Raw genomic sequence first — 23,129 nt, 5'->3', positions numbered from 1 at the left:
AGACGCACGTAGGTGAATAAAACTACAGATAGACAAAGCGGTATAGCAGTTGCTACTTTCGACGCAGCAACAAAGATACAAATCCCTAGATCTTCCGCAAGATCCCCTTAAATAGAAAGACGTCCAAACATGCAGATTCGTCGCGTACTTGCCGCTACCTCGGCAGCAGTTATTGCCGCAACCGGTCTGGTTGCATGCTCCTCTGAGTCCGAAGACACCGCTTCCGGTGATGCTGACTCCGCAGAGCAGGATGGCCCAATCCGCGTTGGCACCACTGATGCTGCGAAGAAGGCTTGGGCAGTATTGGAAGAGCAGGCTGAAGCGGCTGGGCTCGATATCGAGATTGAGAACTTCGCTGATTACTCCACTCCTAACCAGGCACTGGAGCAGGGCCAGCTGGACACCAATAACTTCCAGCACCTGAAGTTCTTGGCTAAGTACAACGTCGGCAACGACTCGGATCTGACCCCAATCGTGGCCACCGAAATCATTCCTTTGGCACTGTTCTGGAAGGACCATGACTCCCTGGATGGCATTGAGGGCGAAAACGTCGCTATCCCTAATGACCCTTCCAACCAGGGCCGCGCTATCAACGTTCTGGTTCAGGCTGACCTGGTCACCCTGAAGGAAGAGGGTCTGGTGACCCCAACCCCGGCAGACATTGATACTGAGGCTTCCAAGGTTGAGGTCACTCCGGTTGATGCAGCGCAGACCCCATCCGCTTATGGCGAGGGCACCCCAGCTATCATCAACAACTCCTTCCTTGACCGCGCAGGAGTCGATCCAAACCTGGCCGTATTCCAGGATGATCCAAACTCCCCAGAGGCTGAGCCATACATCAACGCTTTCGTTGTTCGCGCTGAAGACGCTGACAATGAAACCATCAAGCAGCTGGCCGAGCTGTGGCACACCCCAGAAGTACAGGCAGCTGTAGACGAAGATGCCAAGGGCACCTCTGTTCAGGTTGAGCGCACCCCAGAAGAATTGCAGGAAATCCTGGATCGCCTCGAAGAAGCTGAGCGCAACAGCTAGGCTTTAAAAGCACTACACATCGAATACCCCGTCGGCGGATCACGCCAGACGGGGTTTCCAACTGAAATGAGTAAAGCCATGAGCACTGTTGGAACGCGGGTTGAATTCCGCAATCTCACGAAGGTTTTCAAACAGAAAAAAGATGAGATTAAAGCACTAGATAACGTTTCCCTCACCGTCGAACCGGGTGAGATCATGGGCATCATCGGCTATTCCGGCGCAGGTAAGTCCACGCTGGTCCGCATGATTAATGGCCTAGATCAGCCGACCTCGGGCAGCGTTTTACTCGATGGCACCGATATCGCGCAGATGCCGGAATCGAAGTTGCGCGGTATTCGCAAGAATATCGGCATGATCTTCCAGCAATTCAATCTGTTTACCTCGCGCACCGCGGCAGGCAATATTGAATACCCGCTGAAGCTGCAGGGCGTGGGCAAGGCTGAGCGCAAAAAGCGCGTGGCGGAATTGCTCGAGTTCGTTGGTCTGGCTGACCGCGGCGGCAACTACCCAGAGCAGCTTTCTGGTGGCCAGAAGCAGCGCGTCGGTATCGCGCGTGCGTTGGCGACCAACCCAACGCTTTTGCTTGCCGATGAAGCCACCTCCGCCCTTGACCCCTCCACCACCAAGGAGGTGCTGGAGCTGCTACGCAAGGTCAATCAGGAATTCGGCATCACCATTGTGGTCATTACCCATGAGATGGAAGTTGTTCGTTCCATCGCCGATAAAGTCGCGGTGATGGAAAATGGTGTCGTGGTCGAACAAGGCTCTATCTATGAGGTCTTCTCCAACCCGCAGACTGCAGTCGCGAATTCTTTCGTGGCAACGTCTTTGCGCAATACTCCTGACCATGTTGAGGCAGATGACTTGCTGGCCTATGACGGCCGGCTGTTCACCATCGAGCTGGCCGAAGATTCCGGCTTCTTCGATGCCGCTGCTGTTGCTCGTCAATCGGGCGTGGGCATCTCCATCGTGCACGGTGGTGTTACTACCTTGCAGAAACATTCTTTTGGCAAGATGACTGTTCGTCTTAATGGCCCGGATGCTGCCATCGCACAGTTCTACAACACTTTGAACGCCACCACCGATATTCAGGAGATCACCCGATGAACACACATCTTCTGGCACAAGCAGACTGGGACCGCCTCGGTGGCACACTAGTTACTGCCATCCAAGACACCCTCATCATGGTGATTGTCACCATGCTCATCGCTGGCGTTCTGGGCCTTGCGATTGGCATTTTGCTCTACACCACCCGCCCCTCGGGCATTTTGAAAAACCGCGTTGTATACACGATCCTCAACGTGCTGGTGAACTTCGTTCGCCCGATTCCGTTCATTATTTTGCTGGCCTTTGTCCAGCCCGTCACCGTCGCGGTCATGGGCACCTCCATCGGCCGTAATCCGGCAACCTTTGTGATGGCGATTGCCGCGACCTTCGCCGTGGCGCGCATCGTCGAGCAAAACCTAGTCGCCATCGACCCCGGCGTCACCGAAGCCGCCCGCGCCATGGGTGCCGGTCCGTGGAAGATCATCACCACCGTCATCATCCCCGAAGCACTCGGCCCACTCGTGCTGGGCTACACCTTCCTCTTCATCGGTGTCGTCGATATGTCCGCGATGGCCGGCTACGTCGGCGGCGGCGGCCTCGGCGACTTCGCGATCGTCTACGGCTACCGCGCCTTCGAGTGGCAAGTCACCCTGGTAGCAACGCTCATCATCATCGTCATGGTCCAAGCCGCACAATTCTTCGGCAACTGGCTCTCCGCCAAAATCATGCGGCGCTAAACGCTAAAGCATTTAACGCCGTCAAAAAGGGAAGTAGTTAGCGCCGTGAGGGCAAGGAACTAACGTAGCTGAGGAGACTTAACCTCCGCAGCTACCCAGACAGAGGAAGTCTTTGGTTTATCTCCACAGGAGGAGATAACACCGGAGACTTCCTTTTTCTCTAGCTGCACCTCCCACATGCGCCCATCCACATGAGTGATGCTGACGGGACGGTTCTCCCGACCTTTCGGGTCTTCATCTACCGGTGTGAGCGCGCCATAATGAAGGCGCTCGCCGGCATCGATAAGCTCCCTGGCTACCGCTAGTTCCGCGACCTGCGCCCGGCTCGATAACAAGCCATTACCGCGGTTGCCGGGGAAGAAATACTCACCCCGCATGGCGGTCTCCACCAGCTGCTTGCCGACTTCCGCGTTGAGACGACCAAAGGAATACGCCCACGGCATCAACAGGCTTACCGCAGCAAAGCGGTGGCCTTTCATGTGCGAGGCTTCCCACACTATGTCATCACCGAAATGGGCATTCAGCTCCGCTGCCAGCGGACGGCCTTTCACCGCACAACACACATCGCGTTTGCCGTGCGTGCACACCAACAGCAGGGGTTTATCAATGCTGCGTCCATGATTTTTGCCGGGCCCCGATAAATCCAAGTGAAGAATATCTTCTGGCCCGCGCAGCAGCACCAATTCCATCTTCCGCTCATGCGCCCACACCAAGTAGCAACGGTGAAGCTCACCCACCTTGCGGCCCTCACGGCCAGGGCGGCGAATTAATTGCAGGCCCGTTCCTTTGCCGCCCTCTTTCAATTTGGACTTCAGCTGCTTCGATAGGCTCCTATCAAAGGTGTTCCCATCAAGGACATCACGGGACCAACCAGCAGGCCATTCGAATAAAACATAGGCGTTGCCTTGCTTCGCGCTGCCCGCCAACGGCTCCGCTTTAATATCAGAACAGACAGTCATGGTTCCAGCCTACCCAGCACTTTGGCCTTTAAGGGAAATATTGATATTTAAAAAGTTCGCTATCCTTTGCAATTCCTATTACTCTATTTGACATGAATAAATCTCTCCGTGCCAGCGCAGCACTGCTCGCCGCAACTTCGCTGTGCCTGAGTTCTTGCAGCACGGGAGATAATAACCAGGTCACGATGGCCGCCTCCACCAATTCTGGGATCTCCCCGCTCGGTGAGGCAGACTCCACGATGAAGACGCTACGTCCTACCGCGCCATCCCAATTAGTGGTCACCAATGTGCGCTTGGGCGTGCACGATAGATTTGAGCGCGTTGTCTTCGATCTGGAAGGCGAAGGCGACCCCGGCTGGTTTGTGGATTACACCGATAAGCCCATGCAGCAAGGCTCCGGAAACCTGATCAATCATGCTGGCCGCATTGCGCTCAACGTCAATATTGACGGCACCGTCTACCCACATGAGCTCGGCCGCGAGGACCCCGAGCTCACCTCTGTCCCGGGCCAAGGTGGCTTCGTCTCTGAGGTAGTCAGCGCCGGGACTTATGAAGGCCGTTCGCAGTTTGCCATCGGGCTCGATGAATCCCGCCCTTATTCAATCCAGGTACTCGAAGAGCCTAAGCGCCTCGTCATCGATATCCTCCGCTAAACCACGTGCACTAGGTACACACCGTGCAGGTCGCACCTAGCTATACGTCGCTTCCACGCGCCACTGCCCCGCAACCCACTGCAATAGCCATGCTCTCTCGCAGTCTTCATACTCGGCTTTGCCCACCAATTGCAGCCGAGCCACCCGTCGAGGTTTCTCCGGGTCTTCGCTCGTGGCGGGTTGCCACCACAAGGTATCTACCGGCCACGGTCCTGCCCAGCCCACTACCTTGTAGCGATTTCTACCCCAGCCCACTGCAACAGGCACCGATGACAAAACCGCCTCGGCGGTGACCTGAATGTCTTTCGCTGCGGCATCGATAAGCCGTATACGCGCGGCCGGGTGTTGCGGTCCACCACCACGCCGCGCCGGAAAAGGCCCAGGAATCCGGCCTGGCCATTGTCCTTCCGAAGCTTGTGGAATATCGTCACCATAAGGCACAAAATCCACGCGCTCCGCTACCCCACGCCCGCCAGCAGCCCAAGGCTGCAGCACTTTATCCGTGCCAATGGTGGACTGCACGCGCGAGATTGCTCTTTTGACATGCTCATCGGAACTTCCGCTGCCCCACAGCTGACCTATGAAATCCGGCCGGCTAACTTCTAAAGGCTCGAGCGATAGCTCGATGATGCCCGCGCTTTCAGCTTCTGGATCATAATCGCCCGCATCTGATGCCCGCGCCGTGGTCAACCAGCCATCTAGCTGCCAACGCACACGGTCTGCCGTGGCGTCTTCGCTCAATGCCTCACGGGTTCGCCATACCCGCTCCAGTGCCTGGCTTCGGTTAAATTCCGCGCGGATTTTTAACCGCAGGCACACCACTCCTGCCGCAGCGAGCTTTTCATGTAATTTTGCCGCCAACTGTCGTGCTGCGAATGCTGCCGAGTCCACGCGTGTAATCGGCTCTGCCGGCAACACTGCCGCCGATAAGTCACTACGCGCTTCTTCGGGCGCTACTTTCCTATCCGCGCGCGCCGTCACGATGTCATAGACCCGCGCACCCGGCGGACCGAAGCGGTTAACAATCTGGCGCAGCGGCAATGCTGCTACCTCACCTAAACGTCGCAGCCCCAGCTGCTGGAATTGCTGCACTAACTCATGTGGAATCCCCAGCGCGGTCTCCGCAGATAGCACCGATACCGGCTGCAGCGCCAAGAAATCTTTTGATGCCCCGCGCGCCACCACGTGTCCTGCTTCTTGGTCACGTGCGGCGATAATCGCCGTGGCAATCTCATCAGCCACGCCCACGGTAGAATCCACGCCCTGGCGCGCAACCGAGTCAATGAGCATCTCCATCGCATTTTCACCGTGAAAGCGCTCCGCGGCACCCGCATCCACGATCACCAAACCCGGACGCAGCACCTCCACGGAAGACACCACATCATCCAAGGAACTCGCAATCGCTGCAAAGAGCGCACCATCCCGGTCCTCATTAGCTTCCACCACGGTCGCTTCCGGGCAGATAGCTTGGGCTTGACGCAGCCGCATTCCACGCTTCACGCCCGCCGCACGCGCTGCACGGTTACAGACCTCCACGTGGTGATAGCGCACCAGAATAATGGGTCCCTGCAGTGTTGTATCTTCAATCTGTGCCGCCTGAATAGGCCAGTCCGGAAACCACAGCGCCGCAATCCGCGGGCACGCAATATGCCGCCCCATAATTCGTACCTCAGGCGCACTCATAGCGCTCTCAACCTACGGCCAGTTGCTGTTGGACGCGTCTTCTTTGTCTGCTGTCCACACGTCACAGTGCCCGATTTCGGTCGCATCCCTTTGGCCTCTGTTCGCACTGCGATATCCACGCCACGAATCCGGCCAGTTCCCTGACCTATTCCGTGATAGCGCACCACAGATGCATCCATCTTCATCGCCGTGCCCGGCAGCCGTGCATCCACCGTCACCAATGCCGCTTGCCCGGCGCGCACCCGCGCTAAAATCGGCCGCGCCCGGGCAGGGCTCAGTTCCACCGGTGGGCCATGATGAAAGACCACGTCCATGCCTTCCACCAGCACGCCAGTCACACCCCATGGGTCAGCGCCTGGGTCCGGGACGGTCACCACACGTGATAAATCACCATGTTCGACTACCTGTGCGAGCAATAACTCCGTCCAGCCCACGACTGCCACATGTCCGCCAGCTGCAGTCACGTGCGAAATCATCTCTACCGCCAGCGCCGGCGAATTAGACAATGACATCACCTGCCGCCGGGGCAATCCGCCACCAGGCAGTAGCGCTCCAAGCTCTGATGATAGCTCTACCACGCCTTCATCAGCGGTGACTTCTACTTCCGAAGCCTGCCCAGATCCAAGTGCAGCCATGCGAGAGCGCAGCGCCGCAACACGCTCACTCCGACTCAGGCCTTCTAGGTCAACGGCAGCAGATCCATCCACTCCACCGTAACGAACACTTGTTTGATTCACGGTTATAGTATGCAATCCAAGCCAGACAGATTGCAACTGTATGTTCGAAAACGCAGGTAGGCTTTTCGAACACTTCTAGCCAGTGCCGAAAAGTCCTAAAATACGTACGAAAAATAGCCTATGATTGTCCGCTAATTTCACGATAAGGGCAGATCACAGGCTTATTTCCCGGATAAAACTTAGGCTGAACTGGGAGTTAATCCAAGTCCCTATCAGCTGCCCAGCGGGTGAGCTGGTAGCGGTTCGACTGCTGGGTTTTACGCAAGATGTTCGATGCGTGTGTTTCCACCGTCTTAATCGAAATAAAGAGCTCTTGACCAATTTCACGGTAGGTATAGCCGCGCGCCAAGAGTCTCAGCACTTCCAACTCGCGGCGCGTCAGCGCATCCACCACCGGGTCTGAAATCGGTTCCGGTTCTGAATCTGGCCCACCAGCTGGGTCCGGGGCAGGATCGCCAGAGGCAAAAGCGTCCAGCACAAAACCTGCCAAACGCGGGGAGAAATACGCATCGCCGCTATGCACGCGGTTAATCGCTTCCGCCAGTTCCGTACCGCCAATATTCTTGGTGACATATCCGCGCGCCCCCGCGCGAATCAACGCAATCACGTCTTCCGCCGCATCAGAAACCGATAGCGCCAAGAACTTCGGGCCATCATCTCCTGGGTGCGCCTGGGTGATGTGCTTAAGCACTGCCAGTCCCCCGCCGTCCGGCATGTGCACATCCAACAGCACCACGTCTGGGCTGGTTTCTGTAATTCCACTGGTTGCCTCAGCAACCGTGCCCGCATCCCCCACAATAGAAATGCCTTCAGCACTGCTGAGCTCAGCTCGAACACCAGCACGGAATACAGAATGGTCATCAACCAGAAAGACGTTCACCATGTTCACAAGGCTACACGGCTACATCCGGTTGAACCTTGCAAACTACGGTTTCCAGTTCGTGCCAAAGTAGATAACCGATAGCGCTGCAGCGAATAGCGGCACGCATGCCACCACGACTGAGCGCCAATCGAGTATCCCAGTAAAGCGGCACGCTACCAAGATAACCGCGTACAACGCGAGCAGAACTAGGACATTTTTTTGGCTTTTAAACATCAACGCAATCCTCTTGAGAAACAAACTTCATGAGGGTTTAATCCTAAGCACTCATTTTCTTAGGTCAAGGGTTTGGAAAGCTCGGAACGTTCGTACACACCTAATGAGGATCATCCGACGAAGCGCATCCGATCAAGCTCGGAGTAGTTAGTAGCTCGCGATGACGAGCGTAACCTCGGTGCCTTCGCCGGGGGCGGATTTAATCTTGGCGCTGCCGCCAATGCGGTTCATTCGCTCCACGATGGAATCACGGATACCATGACGGTCTTCTGGAATAGCTTCAGAGTCAAAGCCATCGCCGCGGTCGCGAACGAAGATGGATAGCTCACCGGCGAGGTGCTCCGCATAGACATCCACGGAATCTACACCGGCATGTTTACCAGCATTGACCATGGCTTCGCGCGCGGCCATGACGGTCAGCTTGGTGTCCTCAGTCAAAGCGATATCCTCACCTACGGTGACGGGGCGAATGGTGATGCCAAAGAGGTCTTCAACCTCACCGCAGGCACTATCCAGTGCAGAGAAAACTGATTGCGAGGTCTTTTCTTCAGAATAAAAGAGCCAGGCGCGCAGCTCACGTTCCTGGCCGCGGGCCAAACGTGCAACTTCTTGAGGGTCTTCGGCGCGCTTTTGTATCAGTGCCAGGGTCTGCAGCACCGAGTCATGCAGGCGTGATGCAATTTCCGCACGTTCATCAGAGACTGCTTTGGCTGCTTGCTGTTCCGTCAACTGATTCCACATGCGAATGCCCAGCGGCACCACCAGCGCGCCAATGCCGCCCAAGGTCAACACGACGGCCAAAAGTGCTGCACCGAAAGAGTCATTGCCTTGCCAGCTCAAGCTCATAAAGAGCACACCAGCCAACACCAACACCGCACCGGAAACCACGCTGATAATGCCCGTTGTGCCACTCAGTCCCCGGTCATAGGCACGCCATGCAAGGAATGCGCCAACAGCCACGATAATCAGTGGCAGCAGCGCCACCAGGGATAATCCTGCGCCCAGTGTGGCAAAAAGAATCGGCGCAACAATGGCAAAAGCAATGATAAAGCCGTTGGTGCCGCGCGGCAGCTTGCCAGCAAAACGCTCACTAAAGCTGCCAGTAACCGGTTGCACTTCCGCCGGTTTGGTCAACATCCACAGACCGGCATAAACCAACAGACCCGCACCAGAGACCAAGGAACTTAAAGCAAAGACCACGCGGACAAGAAGCACGTCCACGTTGAGGTGAGCTGAGACTCCTGATGCCACGCCAGCAACCACGCTGCCGTTCGATGCACGGCTTAAGCGTGGATACGGCGCGGGCCGCTCAGCGGTGGAATAAGGCGCGGGTGTGGTCATGGCTTTAATTGTGGCATGACGCCTTCCCTGAGGGTATCGGGGAGAACCCTGAACCTGAAAGATCAGGGCAGTCCCCTATGGTTATTTGAGGCTGTGGCTTTGATAATTGAGTCATGACTTCCTACGAACCCTCCCCATACGGCCCAGGTTCTCGCCCATCCGGCAAGAACGAGCCTGGCGCCCACAGCGGAGCTACCCCACCGTCCAATCCGTACCAGAAACCATCCAGCCTCTCTGACAACACGAATAACGCGGATGCTGGCAACCAGAAGCCACCACGCAGCTTCATGGATGAAGTAAGTGATGCGTGGAAAGAGACCAAAGAGTCCGTCTCCCAAGCCTTCGATGAGATGCGCACGGAAACTACACCCAAGCACGCAAAGCCTTCCGATGCCTCCGCTACCACTGGTACCGGCGCTACGGGAGCTGGATCCCAGGCTGGCGCAAGCGATAAGCCCCACTCTGAGGACTCGGGCTTTGAAGATATCAAGGCGCAGTTTAAAGAAATGTGGGCATCACGACCAGTGCGTTTGCCTTCTGACCAAGGTGGCGGTGGCAAGATTGCCGGCGTTGCTGAGGGCATCGCTGTCCGCTACCAGGTAGACCCAATCCTGGTTCGCACCATCTTCGTTGTCACAGCATTCTGCTGGGGCGGATCCATCGCTCTGTACTTGCTGGCGTGGATGATTATGCCGCGCTACTCCAAGACCACATCCCCAATTGAGGATGCTTTCGGTTCACCAAAGGACCTGCCTGTTGATTCAGAAGGTAAGTCCACCTCTGAAAAGAGCTTGGGCACCACGTTGGCGGTCATCTTCGCCATCGGTTTCATCATCCCGCTCATCTTCTCTTCCAGCTCAGTAACCATGTTGCTGCCAATCCTTGCTGGTGTCGGTGGCTGGTACTTGCTGCACAAGCGCCGTCCAGTTGCACCAACTGGTTTGCTGGCCACGCCACAAACCCCACGCGGCGATAACAAGCAGGATGCGCAGAATGACGACCACATTGACCTGTCGATGTTCGAGCCCGTCGACGGCTACCCCTTCCCCGAAGGCCGCACCACCCCACCAAGCTGGGACCCACTTGGTGCCGCGCCAGATACCTGGCACCTGCCTGACCCAGACCCGGTCATGGAAGAGCCAAAGAAGGAAAAGAAAGGACGCCGCTGGGGACGCATCATCGTCATCACCACCGCAGTCATTGCGTTCTGGGCAGCTATTATTACCGCAGCTACCATCTTCGCAGCATCCCACTTCAATGAGGACTCCACCTGGGGCACCGTCAATGAAGCACCAGTCAGCGCTGCGGATGTCTCCAGCACCTATGATGTCGGCGTAGGAACCTTTGACCTGGATCTTTCCGAAACCACGGGTATCGATGACCTGGCTGAACCACGCACCGTCACCATCGACGGCGGCATCGGAGAGATGACCATCAAGCTCCCAGAAGATACCCCAGTCAACGTTCGCTGCGATGACGGCATCGGCGACAGCAACTGCCAGAACATCACTGTCGAAGACGCCATGATGACCATTGATATCGACAGCGGAATCGGCTCCACCATCATCGACTATGGCTTCATGGAGTCCCAGCTCCAGAGCTAAGAAAGCTTCAATCAGCTCCGCGCGGAACCGCTCACAGGAAGTCAGTGAGAATCTCCTCCAGTAGCTGACCAGGCTATCAGGGATATATTGTCCTTCCGGTTCACCCAAGAATCGGAGGGACATTTTCATGCGTTCAGCTAGAGCTGAGTGCTGAAATACCGACATGTGACCTCCCAACATACCCAGCTCGCCTGATAAGCTTCGTGCGGATAAATAGCCATGAGGGCACAGCCCCAGATTTAAGGGGATTTAAATGATTGATGCCAGCGTTTCGCTTATGGGACTGGCTGATTCATTTAATCTCCTGTTGTGGATTGTCATTTTCCTCGGCAAATTCCAAGGCGCGCGGAGTAGAACGCTAATGCTCGCGGTCATTGGAGATTGGATCGGAATCTGCGTTGCGGCCCTCGCCGTGACATTGATTGTTCGTCTCTCCGGCTGGACCCCACCGCACCTGGGTGAGAACCCGCTCTTGGGCATCCTGCTGTGTGTCCTCGCGGTATTCGCGTTCGTTACTCGCAATAAGGGCACGTCAGTGTGGGGATTAGCCAATCGAATCACGAAGTTCTGCTTTAGCTCATCCACCGCAGCCATCGGCACAGGCATTGTCTTAGGTGTTGTTCAATCTGTCACCTCAATACCTTTTGTCGGCGCCGTCCTCACGCTGCTTTCTCAAAGCAATGGCCTGGTGCTCATCACGTCCATGGGGCTGTTCTCGCTGATTGCTATTTCTTCATCATGTCTGGTCTTGTTGCTGCTCTCGATGAAGAAAGGCATTTCTGACATCGGCGCCATCTCGATGGAGAAGATAAATCTGCTATTGTCCATTGCGCTTTTTATCATCGGCGCTCTGCTCGTCTACGGTACCCTCACGTAATTTGTCGCACGCAGACGCGCAAAAGCCCCAGCCAATTCACTAACTGGCCGGGGCTAACGCGGTTCTGGGGAACAATATATCCCAGTCTCCCAGTAAAACCTGTTCCAGAAAAACTGCTCAGTAGAACTCGTGATGAAGCAACGCTTCTAGAGTTCTACTCCCACTCGATGGTTCCTGGTGGCTTGGAGGTCACGTCAAGCACGACGCGGTTGACGTCTTTGACTTCATTGGTGATGCGGGTGGAGATCTTCTCCAGCACCTCATAAGGGATGCGGGTCCAGTCGGCAGTCATGGCATCCTCAGAAGAAACTGGGCGCAGCACGATCGGGTGGCCATAGGTGCGGCCATCGCCTTGGACGCCGACGGAGCGGACATCAGCCAAAAGTACAACTGGGCACTGCCAGATCTCGTTGTCGAGGCCAGCGTTGGTCAGCTCAGTACGGGCAATCAGGTCGGCTTCGCGCAGGGTATCCAGGCGCTCCTGGGTGACTTCACCGATGATGCGGATGCCCAGGCCAGGACCAGGGAAAGGCTGGCGGGCAACGATTTCCTCAGGCAGGCCCAGCTCACGGCCCACGGCACGGACTTCGTCCTTAAAGAGCAGACGCAGTGGCTCAACCAGTTCGAATTCCACGTCATCAGGCAGACCACCGACGTTGTGGTGGGACTTAATGTTTGCGGTTCCGTCACCGCCGCCGGACTCAACCACGTCCGGGTACAAGGTGCCCTGAACCAGGAAGTCCACGGTCGCCCCTGCGGGCGCTGCTTCTAGCACGCCCGCCACAGCACGTTCGAAGGAACGGATGAATTCCGCGCCGATTGCTTTGCGCTTAGCTTCAGGGTCGGTGACGCCGGACAGCTTGGCCAAGAAAGCATCAGCCTCATGCGCGGTGACCAACTTTGCGCCAGTCGATGCCACGAAGTCTTTTTCGACCTGCTCACGCTCACCAGCGCGCAGCAGACCATGGTCCACGAACACACAGGTCAAACGGTCACCAATGGCGCGCTGCACGAGCGCTGCCGCCACAGCTGAATCCACGCCGCCGGACAGACCACAAATCGCCTGGCCTTCTGGGCCAATCTGGGCACGGACGTCATCGATAAGCTGCTGCGCGATATTCGCCGAAGTCCAGGACTGCTCAAGGCCTGCGACCTCAGTGAGGAAGCGGGTAAGCACTTCCTGGCCATGTGGGGAGTGCATGACCTCAGGGTGGTACTGCACGCCAGCCATCTGCTTTGCCATGCATTCCATCGCAGCAACCGGTGCGCCCGCAGAAGATGCGGTCACGGTAAAGCCCTCAGGAGCTTCAGCCACAGCATCTCCGTGGGACATCCAAACCTTGTGGTTTGCTTCCAGACCATCATGCAGCACACCACCGGTATGGGTGATTTCCGTACGGCCGTATTCACGGTCGCCGGTTTGTGCAACACGGCCGCCCAAAGCGTGGTTCATAGCCTGGAAACCATAGCAAATACCAAAGACCGGAACACCAAGTTCCAGCAGCTCAGGCTTAAGCTGCGGGGCACCATCGGCATAAACAGAAGATGGGCCACCGGAGAGAATCAATGCGGCCGGATTCTTGGCCTTAATCTCTTCCACGGTAGCGGAATGTGGGACTACCTCGGAGTACATCGATGCCTCGCGCACGCGACGAGCAATCAGCTGTGCGTACTGGGCACCAAAGTCCACCACGAGGACTGGGCGCGGAGTTGTTGCAGGTTGAGTCACGCACGCTAGTTTATCCCAACCCACCCTTGCGGCGGTAAACAGAGAACATCCCTACCGCAACGAGTATTCCAATGCCGGCGCCAGCCAACACATCACTGGGCCAATGCACCCCCAGATAGATCCGCATTGCAGCGCTTGCCGATGCCCCCACCACCAACCCAGCAATAATCCATGAGGGGTATCGCGTTTGGATATTTTTGCTGAGTATGAGGATGATCAGCGCCGTAGCAATAGAGAATGCAGCGGTGGCATGGCCGGAAGGAAATGCCGGGTCATAGGTGTAGACCAGCTGCCCTTCCAGCGGCGGGCGCTCACGGTTGATGGTGTATTTCAGCACGGTGGTAATACTTTGCGCGATGAGAAAGACCACGGGCACATAGCTAACCAGCCAGGGGGATGCTTTGCGCAGCAGCGCAATACCTGCCGCAATCAGCACCAGCACGCCCAGATAACGCGGACTCATTGCTGTGCTGATGATGGCGATAGCTTCGGCCAAGGGATTAATCATCAAGCAGTGCCCTCGCCTCTTTCGCGGTGTTCTCCACCGACTGCACAAGCGCCTCTCTGAAGGCCCGCAGCGCTGGATGATTTTCACGACCCGCGCGCACGGCCGTATACAACGTGCGGTGTGGACGGTCCGGCAGGTGCACAAACCGCACACCCGGCTGCAGTGGACCAAAAAGTGCCGAGGTCACCGAACATGCATGGCCGGTGCGCGTGAGGTGGGTTTGTAGAAACGGATCTGGGGTTTCAAAAAGCACATTCGGCTCAATCCCGTGCTGGCGGCAAAATGCGTGGAAGAACTTACCCAAAGAATAATCCACCGAGTCCAGCGCGAATACCACCGCGCCCACGCCATTGCCGCGGGCAATCACTTCTTCAAAAGTCAGGGTGGACTCTGCCGGGGTAATCAGCACCAATTCATCATCGATGAGGTGCTCCCTGTGCACCGTATTATCCGTCAGTGGCACCACGCCCGGATAATCCTCACCCAGAATCAAGTCCACTGTGCCATTGGCTAACGCCGGCACGGCATTTTCAATTTCCAGCTGAGTAATCTCCACTTTCAAATCCGGGTATTGCTCACTGAGATTATCCAATGCATTCGGCAGAATCGATGCCAGGACTGTTTGGAAACTGGCCACGCGGATGCGCCCGCGGACCTGGGAGGTGGAGTCCAGGACGGCGGACAGGGCGGAATCGGCAAGCGCTAAAAGCTCATTGGCGTAATCAGCCAGCAACTCGCCTTGCTCAGTCAACACGATACGTCGCCCGGCGCGCTCATAAAGTTTGACGCCCGCATCCTTTTCGCACTGGGCGAGCTGCTGCGAAATCGCCGAATGCGTGTAATTCATCAGCTCCGCCACGGCGGTGACCGTTCCCAAGCGGCGCAATTCGCGCAAAATGCGCAGCCTATGCAAATCCAGCACATCGCCTCCTATGTTTAAGAAAATCTTACATATTAAGTCCATTAAATATAGCTAGACTGACAGAAGTTTCTCGCGCAGAATACGAGTCATGACCAACCCCTATGCAGTTCTGTGCATCATCGGCTCCTGTATTTCCTTGCAGCTCGGTGCGGCTTTAGCAATTGAGCTCTTCCCCCACGCTGGTACGTGGGGTACTGCTGCCGTGCGTTTGCTCATGGCTGGGCTAATTCTGCTGCTGCTTGTGCGCCCCAAGTTTCATACGTGGACGAAACAGCAGTGGCTCGGCGTGGCACTGTTTGGCGCATCATTGGGCCTGATGAATGGCTTCTTCTATAACGCCATTAGCCTGATTCCACTGGGCACAGCGGTGACCATTGAGTTCCTAGGCCCCTTGGCACTCGCGGCAGTGCTCTCGCGCTCGGTGCGTGATGCCGCCTGCGTTGGCCTAGCAATAGTAGGCATGGCGCTCTTAGGCCTAGATTCTTTCACCGGTGAGTCACTCAGCGTCCTCGGTGTCATCTTCGTGCTCATCGCCGGATTCTTTTGGGCCTGCTACATCCTGGCGTCGAAGAACGTAGGCAAGCTTGTGCCCGGCCAAGGTGGTCTGGCGGTGGCGCTGATTTTCGGCGGGTTATTGATAGCCCCGCTTTCTGGGACCAAGCCGCTGGTGGTCTTCACCGATACCCACCTCTTCGTTTTAGCCGTGGGCACCGCCGTGCTCGCATCACTTATCCCCTACTCTTTGGAACTTATCGCCCTGCGCCGACTAGACCCAAAGGTCTTCTCCATCCTGATCTCACTTGAGCCCGTCTTCGCAGGGCTTTTCGGCTGGTTGCTGCTCTCCCAGGGCCTCAGCGCGCTGAAGATCACCGCCATCATCCTGGTTGTTGCCGCATCCATCATTCAAACGGCAGCGAAACCTCGGGCTAAGGTTTCGTCCAAAGCTTCCTCACAACCGGTTTCGTCGAGGCACCGCAGACTCCGCAGGCTCCGGCGGGTAAGCAAAATACGCTCTTAGATCGCGAAAATCCGCTAGGAACAAAGATGTCACCTAGCGGATTTTGTTGTCATTCTTAGCGAACAGCCAGTCCGACTTTCTGGAAAGACTTCAGATCGGTGTAGCCACACTTAGCCATCGCGCGGCGCAAACCGCCGACCAAGTTCAGCTGGCCAAAAGGCTCATTGGATGGACCATGCAAGACGGTCTCCAAGCTGGGAGCGCTGTCATCATCTAGCGCCTCGACGTCAAAGTCCAGCACGCCTGCGTATTCCACGACACCACGTGGGAAACGAGGGTGCCCGGCGGTTGCTGGCCAGTAGAAGCCATTCGCGCCAGCTTCCTTCGCCTGCGCCAGAAGTGGTCCCAAGACCACGGCATCCGCACCACAAGCAATGGCCTTAGCCATATCTGCGGAGGACTCCAGGTCATCATCAGCCAAGATGTGCACGTAGCGGCCACCGGTCTCATCCAGGTAATCGCGGCGTGCAGCCGAGACATCCGCAATCGCGGTAGCCAGTGGAATATCAATGCCCACGGTCTCCGCGTTGGTATTGACACCGCCGCCAACAATCACGCCAGCAGCGCCGGTGCGCATCAGGTGCAGCGCGGTGGTGTAATCTGCCACGCCACCAGCGATGACAGGAATCTCCAGCTTGCCAATAAACTCCTTCAAGTTCAAAGGCTCACCACCGGTAGAGACATGCTCCGCCGAAATCAACGTGCCTTGAATAAAGAGCAGCTCCGCACCAGCAGCGATGACCACTGGAGCAAGCTCACGCGCATTCTGCGGGGAAACGCGAACAGCGACGGTCACGCCGGACTCACGGACTTCCCGAATGCGCTCTGAAAGCAGCTCCGTGTTCACAGGTGCAGCATGCAGACGCTGCAGCACGCTCAAGTCCGAAGCATTCTGGGTGACTTCCGCAATCGCTGCATCCAGGTCCTCATGACGGCCCCACAGGCCTTCTGCGTTGATAACACCCAGACCGCCCTGCTTGCCCATCTCAATGACGAACTCAGGGGTTGTCAAAGCATCCGTCGGATGAGCGACCACGGGGATATCAAACGTGTAGGCATCGATATGCCACTGCGTGCTCACATCTTTCGAGGAGCGGGTGCGGCGGTTTGACACCAAAGAGATATCAGCCAGGTCATAGGTACGGCGCGCTTCGCGGCCAATACCAATTTCAACGTAGTCACGCATGAATCTACTTATTTCCTTAACGGTAGTTCGGAGCTTCGACAGTCTGCTGCAGGTGGTGAGGGTGCGACTCAGTCAGACCTGCGGTGGTAATGCGCACGAATTGCTTGGTCTTGAGCTCAGCCAAATTAGCGGAACCAGTGTAACCCATCGATGCGCGCAAACCGCCCACAATCTGGTGGGTAATCGCACCGATTTCGCCGCGGTAAGGAACCTTGCCTTCCACGCCTTCTGGAACCAGCTTGTCTTCGCTGCGCACATCTGCTTGGAAGTAGCGGTCCTTGGAGTAAGAACGCTTCTCACCGGACAAGCCGCGGCCCTGCATAGCGCCCATGGAGCCCATGCCGCGGTAGCGCTTGTACTGCTTGCCACCAACAACCGCGATGTCACCAGGTGCCTCGAGGGTGCCCGCGAACATCGAACCAAGCATGACGCTGTCTGCGCCGGCAGCCAGTGCCTTAGCGACGTCGCCGGAGTACTGCATGCCGCCATCAGCAATCACTGGCACGCCAGCCTTGGATGCGACAGCCGCAGCTTCCATGATTGCAGTGATCTGTGGTGCACCCACACCAGCAACCACGCGGGTGGTGCAGATAGAACCAGGACCAATACCAACCTTGATGGCGTCTGCACCGGCATCAATCATGGCCTGCGCCGCCGAACGGGTGGCCAAGTTGCCGCCGATAACGTCAATCTTGGAACCAAAGTCCTTCTTAACGCGAGAAACCATCTCGAGCACACGGTTATTGTGCGCGTGAGCTGAGTCAACAACCAGGACGTCCACGCCAGCATCAACCAGCATGGCTGCGCGCTCATAGGACTCTTCGCCAGTACCGATACCTGCTGCGACCAGCAAACGGCCTGATTCATCCTTCGCCGAATTTGGGAACTGCTCAGTCTTGACAAAGTCCTTAACCGTAATCAGGCCAACCAGCTTATTATCGCCATCGACGATAGGCAGCTTCTCCACCTTATTGGCGGACAGCAGCTCAAGCGCTTCTTCCTTGGTCACACCCTGCTTTGCCACCACCAGTGGCATCGCGGTCATAATGTCAGAGACCTTACGGGAGTAGTCGCGTTCAAAACGCATATCGCGGTTGGTGCAGATGCCCAGCAGAATACCCTTGTCATCCACTACTGGCAGACCAGAAATGCGGAAACGCGCGCACAGGTCATCAACTTCCTGGATGGTCATATCTGGGCTCGCGGTTACTGGGTCGGTCACCATGCCAGACTCAGAACGCTTCACAATTTCAACCTGCTCCGCCTGCTCTTCCGAGCTCAAGTTGCGGTGCAGCACACCGATACCGCCCTGACGCGCCATCGCAATGGCCATGCGCGCCTCAGTCACGGTGTCCATCGCTGCGGAAGCCAAAGGGATTCCGAGGCGAATATTGCGGGTAAATTGCGCCGAAGTGTCTACTTCCGACGGAACAATGTTGGATTCAGCAGGCAGCAACAGCACGTCATCAAACGTCAAGCCATGCAATGCAACCTTATTTGGGTCATCTCCACCGGTCGAAACACGATTATCGGACATTAAAGGTCTTCTCCTTCGCACACGCCATTTCTTTTTCTTTACTCTAATCCCTTTCTCCCCGTTATACCTATCCGCGTATCTAACACCTAAAATAATTGCCTAATCGATAAGTATTACCTAGGCTTCGAGGTGTGAACTTTTTCGCCAATATGCCCAAAGATCCCTTTGCTGATGATCCAAATGATCCAGCGTCTTTCATTGAGGATGATGATCACAATGAGCATGTAGAGCCGATTACGGCAGAAGAACGTTTCGCTCTCAACCGCGATCTCGAGATGGTCCAGGAGTTTGCCAAGCATCTCACCCCACGCGGGATTGATGGAATTTTCATGTTCTGCGAGGACTGCGAAGAACCTCACTTTTATGAGTGGGACATCATGGCATCCAATATGAAGAGCATGCTTAATGATGAACTCTCGGCCGTCCATGAACCCGGCCCCGAACCGGACCCCAACCGCTACGTGCCATGGGAGTACGCCGTCGGTTTCCTCGACGGACTCAACGCTTTTCGCTTCGGCTAACTCGCTGCGCTTTCAACGCTGCTGCGCACACGACAAAGCCTCTGACCTCACTTTCCAGTGAGGTCAGAGGCTTTTCTTCTGCGTTAATTCTGAACCTGCGGTGGTGCCAACTCGCCACCACCGTTACCGCCCTGGTTGCCACCTGGGTTAGTGGGGTCCTCGGTTGGTTCCGGGTTATTGGTTGGCTCCGGCAGCGGGTTTGGAACCGTATTGTCATAGACCGTGGTGGTCTCCACAACAGTTTCCGTCTGCTGCTCAACCACCGTGGTGGTTGTGGTTTCAGGGGCCGGCTGCTCTGTCTGTTGCGGCGTTTCCGCCTCTACAGTCTCAGTCACAGTCGTCGTGCGCGGAGTGGTGCGATTAGCACGTGATGCCTCATTTGCTTCGCTTTCCGCAACGCGCCTATCGCCACGGGCCTGGGCAGCGAGACCGCGTGCCTCTTCCAGAAGCTCACGCGTGCTATCCATGTCGCCCGAAGCTGCTGCCGCATCCATCTCTTCCAGCGTTCCAGCCAGTTCTACGAATGCGGAGTCATCAGAATCAAACATGGTCTGATTCACGCCATATAGCGGCGAGCCTGGGCCCGAGTTATAAATCGCGGCACCCGAACCAGCAATCAGTACCGTGGCGGCTGCCGCACCGATCAGACCATTCAAAATCGGACGGCCTTTACGGCGACGCTTACGTGCATCCGCCAAAGAAATTACCTCTGGCTCCAGCTCCGCACCTTCAATCAAAGGTGCTGCAGGCATCTGACGCTCAACGTCTTCCCGCAACTCCAAAAACAGTGCGGCAAGCTCATCTTCACCATCAGAAGGATCATTACCTAAGGAAAGCTCGGTCAGGAAAGCATCATCGTCGATAAGCGGCTGAAGCTGCTCAGCCATGGACTCGCGTGACTCGAGTCCATCATCTTTCTTCTTACCCATGTCTACTCCCCCTTTCCCTGGCGATTATTCATTATTTTTAATTCACTATCGGTTTGTAGTTGAACATGTGAAGGTTTTAGGTCTCCGTCAGCCCTCGGTGGCTGTATCAACCATCTTCCGCAACTGCGCCAATGCCCTATGTTGGGCCACGCGCACAGCACCCGGAGTGGAATCAACAACTTCCGCGGTCTCCTCCGCAGACAGCCCAACAAACACTCTCAAAATAACAATGTCGCGGGCCTTGTCACTTAATATATCGAGCATCGCGCGCACTCTGTTACTACCATCTTCAACCAGCGCAAAGTCTTCTGGATTATCACTTTGCTCGACTGAATCTGGCACTTCTTCCGTGGGCAGAGTCTGGTCCCTACCCATCGCGCGATGAGCATCGGTGACCTTGTTAAATGCAATGCCATACACATAGGCCATGAATGGGCGACCCTTATCAACATAAGAGCCCACCGATGTCGCAACCGCCAAACAGATCTCTTGCGTCACATCCTCCGGCGTGGGCTGGCGCCCACCACCAATTCGGGCGCGACAATACCGCAAGACCTGCGGGTAAATAATCCGCATGATGTCTTGGATCGCACGACGACTGCCGTCAACAGCCAACGGAACCAGGTCCGCCAACTCCTTTTCGGTATCGCTCACGTCTTCAAATGCCCTTCATCATGTCAACAGCCATAAATCACCCACGTCGAGTTTTTCCCAAAGGGATTTCATCTTCGTGAGTGCAATAAGTGTGCGTCAATACGGCGCGTCGTGCCAAACCCGACACGTGAATTCGCCACCATCACTATTTCACAATAGCACCACTGGAAACATCAGCCACACGCCCATCGCGGAAAGTATCAGCATTATTGCAGGAATTCGCCCCCGCGCAACTCGAAAAACCTGCAAACTAAAAAGTTCACCTACCTTTAACCTTCAGCAATATCGCAGGTCAAACGCCTCGAAATTCCATTCGCAATGGTCAGCCAACTTAATTGACACCATTTGGCTACTTTTTGTTCACCAAATCGCGACACACTACGTCTTGGCCATTTTCACGGTGTCCGATTCGCCGCCGCCGAAAGTGGTCAGAATTTTGAAGTCTTTCAATTACTTGGATAATTCCCTCACAAAGGAGTCTTAACCGTGTCACAGCCGCACCTGCTTCCAGGACCAAACGCTGATTTCTGGGAATGGCAGCTGCACGGCGCTTGCCGTGGAGAAAATTCGGATGTGTTTTACCACCCAGACGGCGAACGTGGACGTGCACGTGCGCAGCGCGAGAACCGCGCCAAGGCCATTTGCTCAGATTGCCCAGTACTCGAGCTCTGCCGCGATCACGCGCTACAGTCCGCAGAGCCATATGGCGTCTGGGGTGGCATGAGCGAATCAGAGCGCTCGGTTGCTCTGCGCGGTCACCGCAAGCGCAAGGTCTCCGCTTAGATTTCCCTCCCCCTGGGCGTCGTTTCGCTGCCGAAACCACGCCCTTTCTTCATGCACTCCGGGTACGGTGGCGGATATCACTCTTCCCCGAACCAAGGAGTTTCTCATGGCAAGCTTTTCTGGCGTTGATGCGCATAAGCAACTGATCGGTCCAAACTGGCGCGAGGGCTCATCTGAGCGCACCGCCGATGACATCAACCCTTTTGATGATTCCGTACTCACCACCATCAAGCTGGCTTCTGCCGCAGACGTGGATGAAGCCTACTCACAGGCCGCAGCCGGCCAAGCCGAGTGGGCCGCATTGCCGCCAGCCAAGCGTTCCGCCATCATTTACCGCGCGGCCGAGCTGTTGGAGGAAAAGCGCGAAGAGATCGTTGATTGGCTCATCAAGGAATCCGGTTCCACCCGCACCAAGGCCAACCTAGAGGTCACGCTCGCTGCCGGAATCACCCGCGAGTCCGCATCCTTCCCCGCGCGCGTGCATGGCCGCACCAGCCCGTCGAATACCCCGGGCAAGACCAATCGTGTCTACCGCACCGCCAAGGGCGTCATTAGTGTCATCAGCCCGTGGAATTTCCCGCTGCATTTGACCATCCGCTCAGTCGCACCAGCACTGGCACTGGGCAATGCAGTGGTCATCAAGGCCGCTAGTGACACTCCGGTATCCGGCGGCGTCATCCCGGCGCGTATTTTCGAAGAAGCTGGTGTTCCAGCAGGCGTGATTGGCAATATCACCGGCGCTGGCTCTGAAATTGGTGATCATTTTGTCACCCACGGGGTGCCCAAGCTGATTTCTTTCACTGGCTCCACTCCGGTGGGCCGCCGCGTTGGCGAATTGGCGATCAATGGCGGGCCGATGAAGAATGTCGCACTTGAGCTCGGCGGCAATGCGCCTTTGCTTGTGCTTTCCGATGCCAACCTGGACAAAGCCGTCGAACATGCCGCCACCGGTGCTTTCTTGCACCAGGGCCAAATCTGCATGGCAACCAACCGCGTGATTGTCGATGCCTCAATCTATGACGAGTTCGTAGAAAAATACGTCGAGGCCGTAAAGAACTTGCCGGTCGGGGATCCCGGTGATGAGAAGACGCTGGTCGGACCGATCATCAATGACAGCCAGCTCGAAGGGTTGAAGGAAAAGATTGCGCTGGCCAAGCAGGAAGGCGCCACCGTTGCACTCGAAGGAGACATCAACGGCCGCGTCGTACATCCGCATGTATTCACCGATGTCACCCGCGATATGGAGATTGCGCGTGAGGAAATCTTCGGCCCGCTCATTGGCATTCTCAAAGCCGATGATGACGCGCATGCTATCGAGCTTGCCAATGACACCGAATTCGGTCTCTCCGCAGCCGTGCATGGCACCGACCTGGACCGTGCAGAGCAGGTAGCTTTGCAGGTCCAGTCGGGCATGGTTCACATCAATGACATGACGGTCAATGATGAAGCCCATGTCATGTTCGGTGGCGTGAAGAACTCCGGTCTGGGCCGCTTCAACGGCGACTGGGCCATCGAGGAATTCACCATCGACCGCTGGATCGGCGTCTCCCGCGCTTAATATTTCGCCCGTTAAACG

General features: G+C 56.3%; 23 protein-coding genes. 10 read left to right on the top strand and 13 right to left on the bottom strand.

Annotated features, from left to right (window positions below):
• Positions 1–129: 129 nt before the first annotated feature.
• From ACG98I_RS03540 to ACG98I_RS03530, 3 genes are all read left to right on the top strand, one after another.
• Positions 130–1,032, top strand: coding sequence for a MetQ/NlpA family ABC transporter substrate-binding protein (locus ACG98I_RS03540; RefSeq protein ID WP_394718442.1), 903 nt, complete (start codon positions 130–132; stop codon positions 1,030–1,032).
• Between the two features lie 78 nt (positions 1,033–1,110).
• Positions 1,111–2,139 (top strand): methionine ABC transporter ATP-binding protein, encoded by a 1,029-nt coding sequence (locus ACG98I_RS03535; RefSeq protein ID WP_394718440.1) that lies wholly within the window; start codon positions 1,111–1,113, stop codon positions 2,137–2,139.
• On the top strand, positions 2,136–2,816 hold the full coding sequence (locus ACG98I_RS03530; protein ID WP_394718438.1) for a methionine ABC transporter permease: 681 nt from the start codon (positions 2,136–2,138) through the stop codon (positions 2,814–2,816). Before ACG98I_RS03535 ends, ACG98I_RS03530 begins: the two co-directional genes overlap by 4 nt.
• Positions 2,817–2,875: 59 nt before the next feature.
• Here the strand turns inward: ACG98I_RS03530 and ACG98I_RS03525 are convergent, their stop codons facing one another.
• Positions 2,876–3,775, bottom strand: coding sequence for a sucrase ferredoxin (locus tag ACG98I_RS03525; RefSeq protein ID WP_394718437.1), 900 nt, complete (start codon positions 3,773–3,775; stop codon positions 2,876–2,878).
• Positions 3,776–3,867: 92 nt separating this feature from the next.
• Between ACG98I_RS03525 and ACG98I_RS03520 the strand changes: the two genes are divergently transcribed.
• Positions 3,868–4,428: a hypothetical protein gene (locus ACG98I_RS03520; protein ID WP_394718435.1), complete on the top strand. Its 561-nt coding sequence runs from the start codon at positions 3,868–3,870 to the stop codon at positions 4,426–4,428.
• Between the two features lie 36 nt (positions 4,429–4,464).
• On the opposite strand, the gene ACG98I_RS03515 is transcribed toward ACG98I_RS03520, so the two are convergent.
• The 5 genes from ACG98I_RS03515 to ACG98I_RS03495 all read right to left on the bottom strand — a co-directional run bounded on the left by ACG98I_RS03515 (position 4,465) and on the right by ACG98I_RS03495 (position 9,285).
• Positions 4,465–6,111, bottom strand: a complete 1,647-nt coding sequence (locus ACG98I_RS03515) for a DNA polymerase Y family protein (protein ID WP_394718433.1) — start codon at positions 6,109–6,111, stop codon at positions 4,465–4,467.
• Positions 6,108–6,848 (bottom strand): hypothetical protein, encoded by a 741-nt coding sequence (locus ACG98I_RS03510; protein ID WP_394718431.1) that lies wholly within the window; start codon positions 6,846–6,848, stop codon positions 6,108–6,110. Before ACG98I_RS03510 ends, ACG98I_RS03515 begins: the two co-directional genes overlap by 4 nt.
• A gap of 196 nt (positions 6,849–7,044) precedes the next feature.
• Positions 7,045–7,731, bottom strand: a complete 687-nt coding sequence (locus tag ACG98I_RS03505) for a response regulator (RefSeq protein ID WP_394718430.1) — start codon at positions 7,729–7,731, stop codon at positions 7,045–7,047.
• A gap of 42 nt (positions 7,732–7,773) precedes the next feature.
• Positions 7,774–7,944: a hypothetical protein gene (locus ACG98I_RS03500; RefSeq protein ID WP_394718428.1), complete on the bottom strand. Its 171-nt coding sequence runs from the start codon at positions 7,942–7,944 to the stop codon at positions 7,774–7,776.
• 147 nt (positions 7,945–8,091) lie between these two features.
• Positions 8,092–9,285 (bottom strand): PspC domain-containing protein, encoded by a 1,194-nt coding sequence (locus tag ACG98I_RS03495; protein WP_394718426.1) that lies wholly within the window; start codon positions 9,283–9,285, stop codon positions 8,092–8,094.
• A gap of 113 nt (positions 9,286–9,398) precedes the next feature.
• Here ACG98I_RS03495 and ACG98I_RS03490 point away from each other — a divergent pair, with 113 nt between their 5' ends.
• Positions 9,399–10,889: a PspC domain-containing protein gene (locus ACG98I_RS03490; RefSeq protein WP_394718425.1), complete on the top strand. Its 1,491-nt coding sequence runs from the start codon at positions 9,399–9,401 to the stop codon at positions 10,887–10,889.
• 253 nt (positions 10,890–11,142) lie between these two features.
• Positions 11,143–11,766, top strand: coding sequence for a hypothetical protein (locus tag ACG98I_RS03485; RefSeq protein ID WP_394718424.1), 624 nt, complete (start codon positions 11,143–11,145; stop codon positions 11,764–11,766).
• A gap of 154 nt (positions 11,767–11,920) precedes the next feature.
• Here the strand turns inward: ACG98I_RS03485 and guaA are convergent, their stop codons facing one another.
• From guaA to ACG98I_RS03470, 3 genes are read right to left on the bottom strand one after another with little or no spacing between them, the layout of a single operon-like run.
• Entirely contained in the window at positions 11,921–13,495 is a 1,575-nt protein-coding gene (gene guaA / locus ACG98I_RS03480; RefSeq protein ID WP_394718422.1) for a glutamine-hydrolyzing GMP synthase, read from the bottom strand.
• Between the two features lie 10 nt (positions 13,496–13,505).
• A complete protein-coding gene (locus ACG98I_RS03475) occupies positions 13,506–14,003 on the bottom strand; it encodes a phosphatase PAP2 family protein (protein ID WP_394718420.1) in 498 nt (165 codons plus the stop codon).
• Complete coding sequence (locus ACG98I_RS03470) at positions 13,996–14,925, bottom strand: LysR family transcriptional regulator (RefSeq protein WP_394718419.1); 930 nt, start codon at positions 14,923–14,925, stop codon at positions 13,996–13,998. The genes ACG98I_RS03475 and ACG98I_RS03470 overlap by 8 nt, the downstream gene beginning before the upstream one ends.
• Positions 14,926–15,013: 88 nt before the next feature.
• Here ACG98I_RS03470 and ACG98I_RS03465 point away from each other — a divergent pair, with 88 nt between their 5' ends.
• Complete coding sequence (locus tag ACG98I_RS03465) at positions 15,014–15,943, top strand: EamA family transporter (RefSeq protein ID WP_394718418.1); 930 nt, start codon at positions 15,014–15,016, stop codon at positions 15,941–15,943.
• 55 nt (positions 15,944–15,998) lie between these two features.
• Here the strand turns inward: ACG98I_RS03465 and ACG98I_RS03460 are convergent, their stop codons facing one another.
• Together ACG98I_RS03460 and guaB are read right to left on the bottom strand one after the other, a co-directional pair.
• The gene (locus ACG98I_RS03460; RefSeq protein WP_394718417.1) at positions 15,999–17,129 is read right to left on the bottom strand and encodes a GuaB3 family IMP dehydrogenase-related protein; all 1,131 of its coding nucleotides are present in this window, start codon (positions 17,127–17,129) and stop codon (positions 15,999–16,001) included.
• Positions 17,130–17,145: 16 nt separating this feature from the next.
• Positions 17,146–18,666: an IMP dehydrogenase gene (gene guaB / locus ACG98I_RS03455; protein ID WP_394718416.1), complete on the bottom strand. Its 1,521-nt coding sequence runs from the start codon at positions 18,664–18,666 to the stop codon at positions 17,146–17,148.
• A 131-nt stretch (positions 18,667–18,797) separates the two neighbouring features.
• Here guaB and ACG98I_RS03450 point away from each other — a divergent pair, with 131 nt between their 5' ends.
• Entirely contained in the window at positions 18,798–19,187 is a 390-nt protein-coding gene (locus ACG98I_RS03450) for a DUF5319 domain-containing protein (protein WP_394718415.1), read from the top strand.
• Between the two features lie 83 nt (positions 19,188–19,270).
• Here the strand turns inward: ACG98I_RS03450 and ACG98I_RS03445 are convergent, their stop codons facing one another.
• Positions 19,271–20,116 carry a hypothetical protein gene (locus ACG98I_RS03445; RefSeq protein WP_394718414.1) on the bottom strand — a complete coding sequence of 282 codons (846 nt, stop codon included), beginning with the start codon at positions 20,114–20,116 and terminating at the stop codon, positions 19,271–19,273.
• A gap of 87 nt (positions 20,117–20,203) precedes the next feature.
• Positions 20,204–20,770: a sigma-70 family RNA polymerase sigma factor gene (locus ACG98I_RS03440; protein WP_394718412.1), complete on the bottom strand. Its 567-nt coding sequence runs from the start codon at positions 20,768–20,770 to the stop codon at positions 20,204–20,206.
• Between the two features lie 486 nt (positions 20,771–21,256).
• Between ACG98I_RS03440 and ACG98I_RS03435 the strand changes: the two genes are divergently transcribed.
• Together ACG98I_RS03435 and ACG98I_RS03430 are read left to right on the top strand one after the other, a co-directional pair.
• The gene (locus ACG98I_RS03435) at positions 21,257–21,553 is read left to right on the top strand and encodes a WhiB family transcriptional regulator (RefSeq protein ID WP_394718410.1); all 297 of its coding nucleotides are present in this window, start codon (positions 21,257–21,259) and stop codon (positions 21,551–21,553) included.
• A gap of 106 nt (positions 21,554–21,659) precedes the next feature.
• On the top strand, positions 21,660–23,111 hold the full coding sequence (locus ACG98I_RS03430) for an aldehyde dehydrogenase family protein (protein ID WP_394718408.1): 1,452 nt from the start codon (positions 21,660–21,662) through the stop codon (positions 23,109–23,111).
• Positions 23,112–23,129 lie beyond the last annotated feature (18 nt).

This window comes from Corynebacterium sp. L4757, assembly GCF_043673995.1.
Classification (GTDB): Bacteria; Actinomycetota; Actinomycetes; order Mycobacteriales; family Mycobacteriaceae; genus Corynebacterium.
This window is presented reverse-complemented; position numbering and strand designations above follow the sequence as displayed.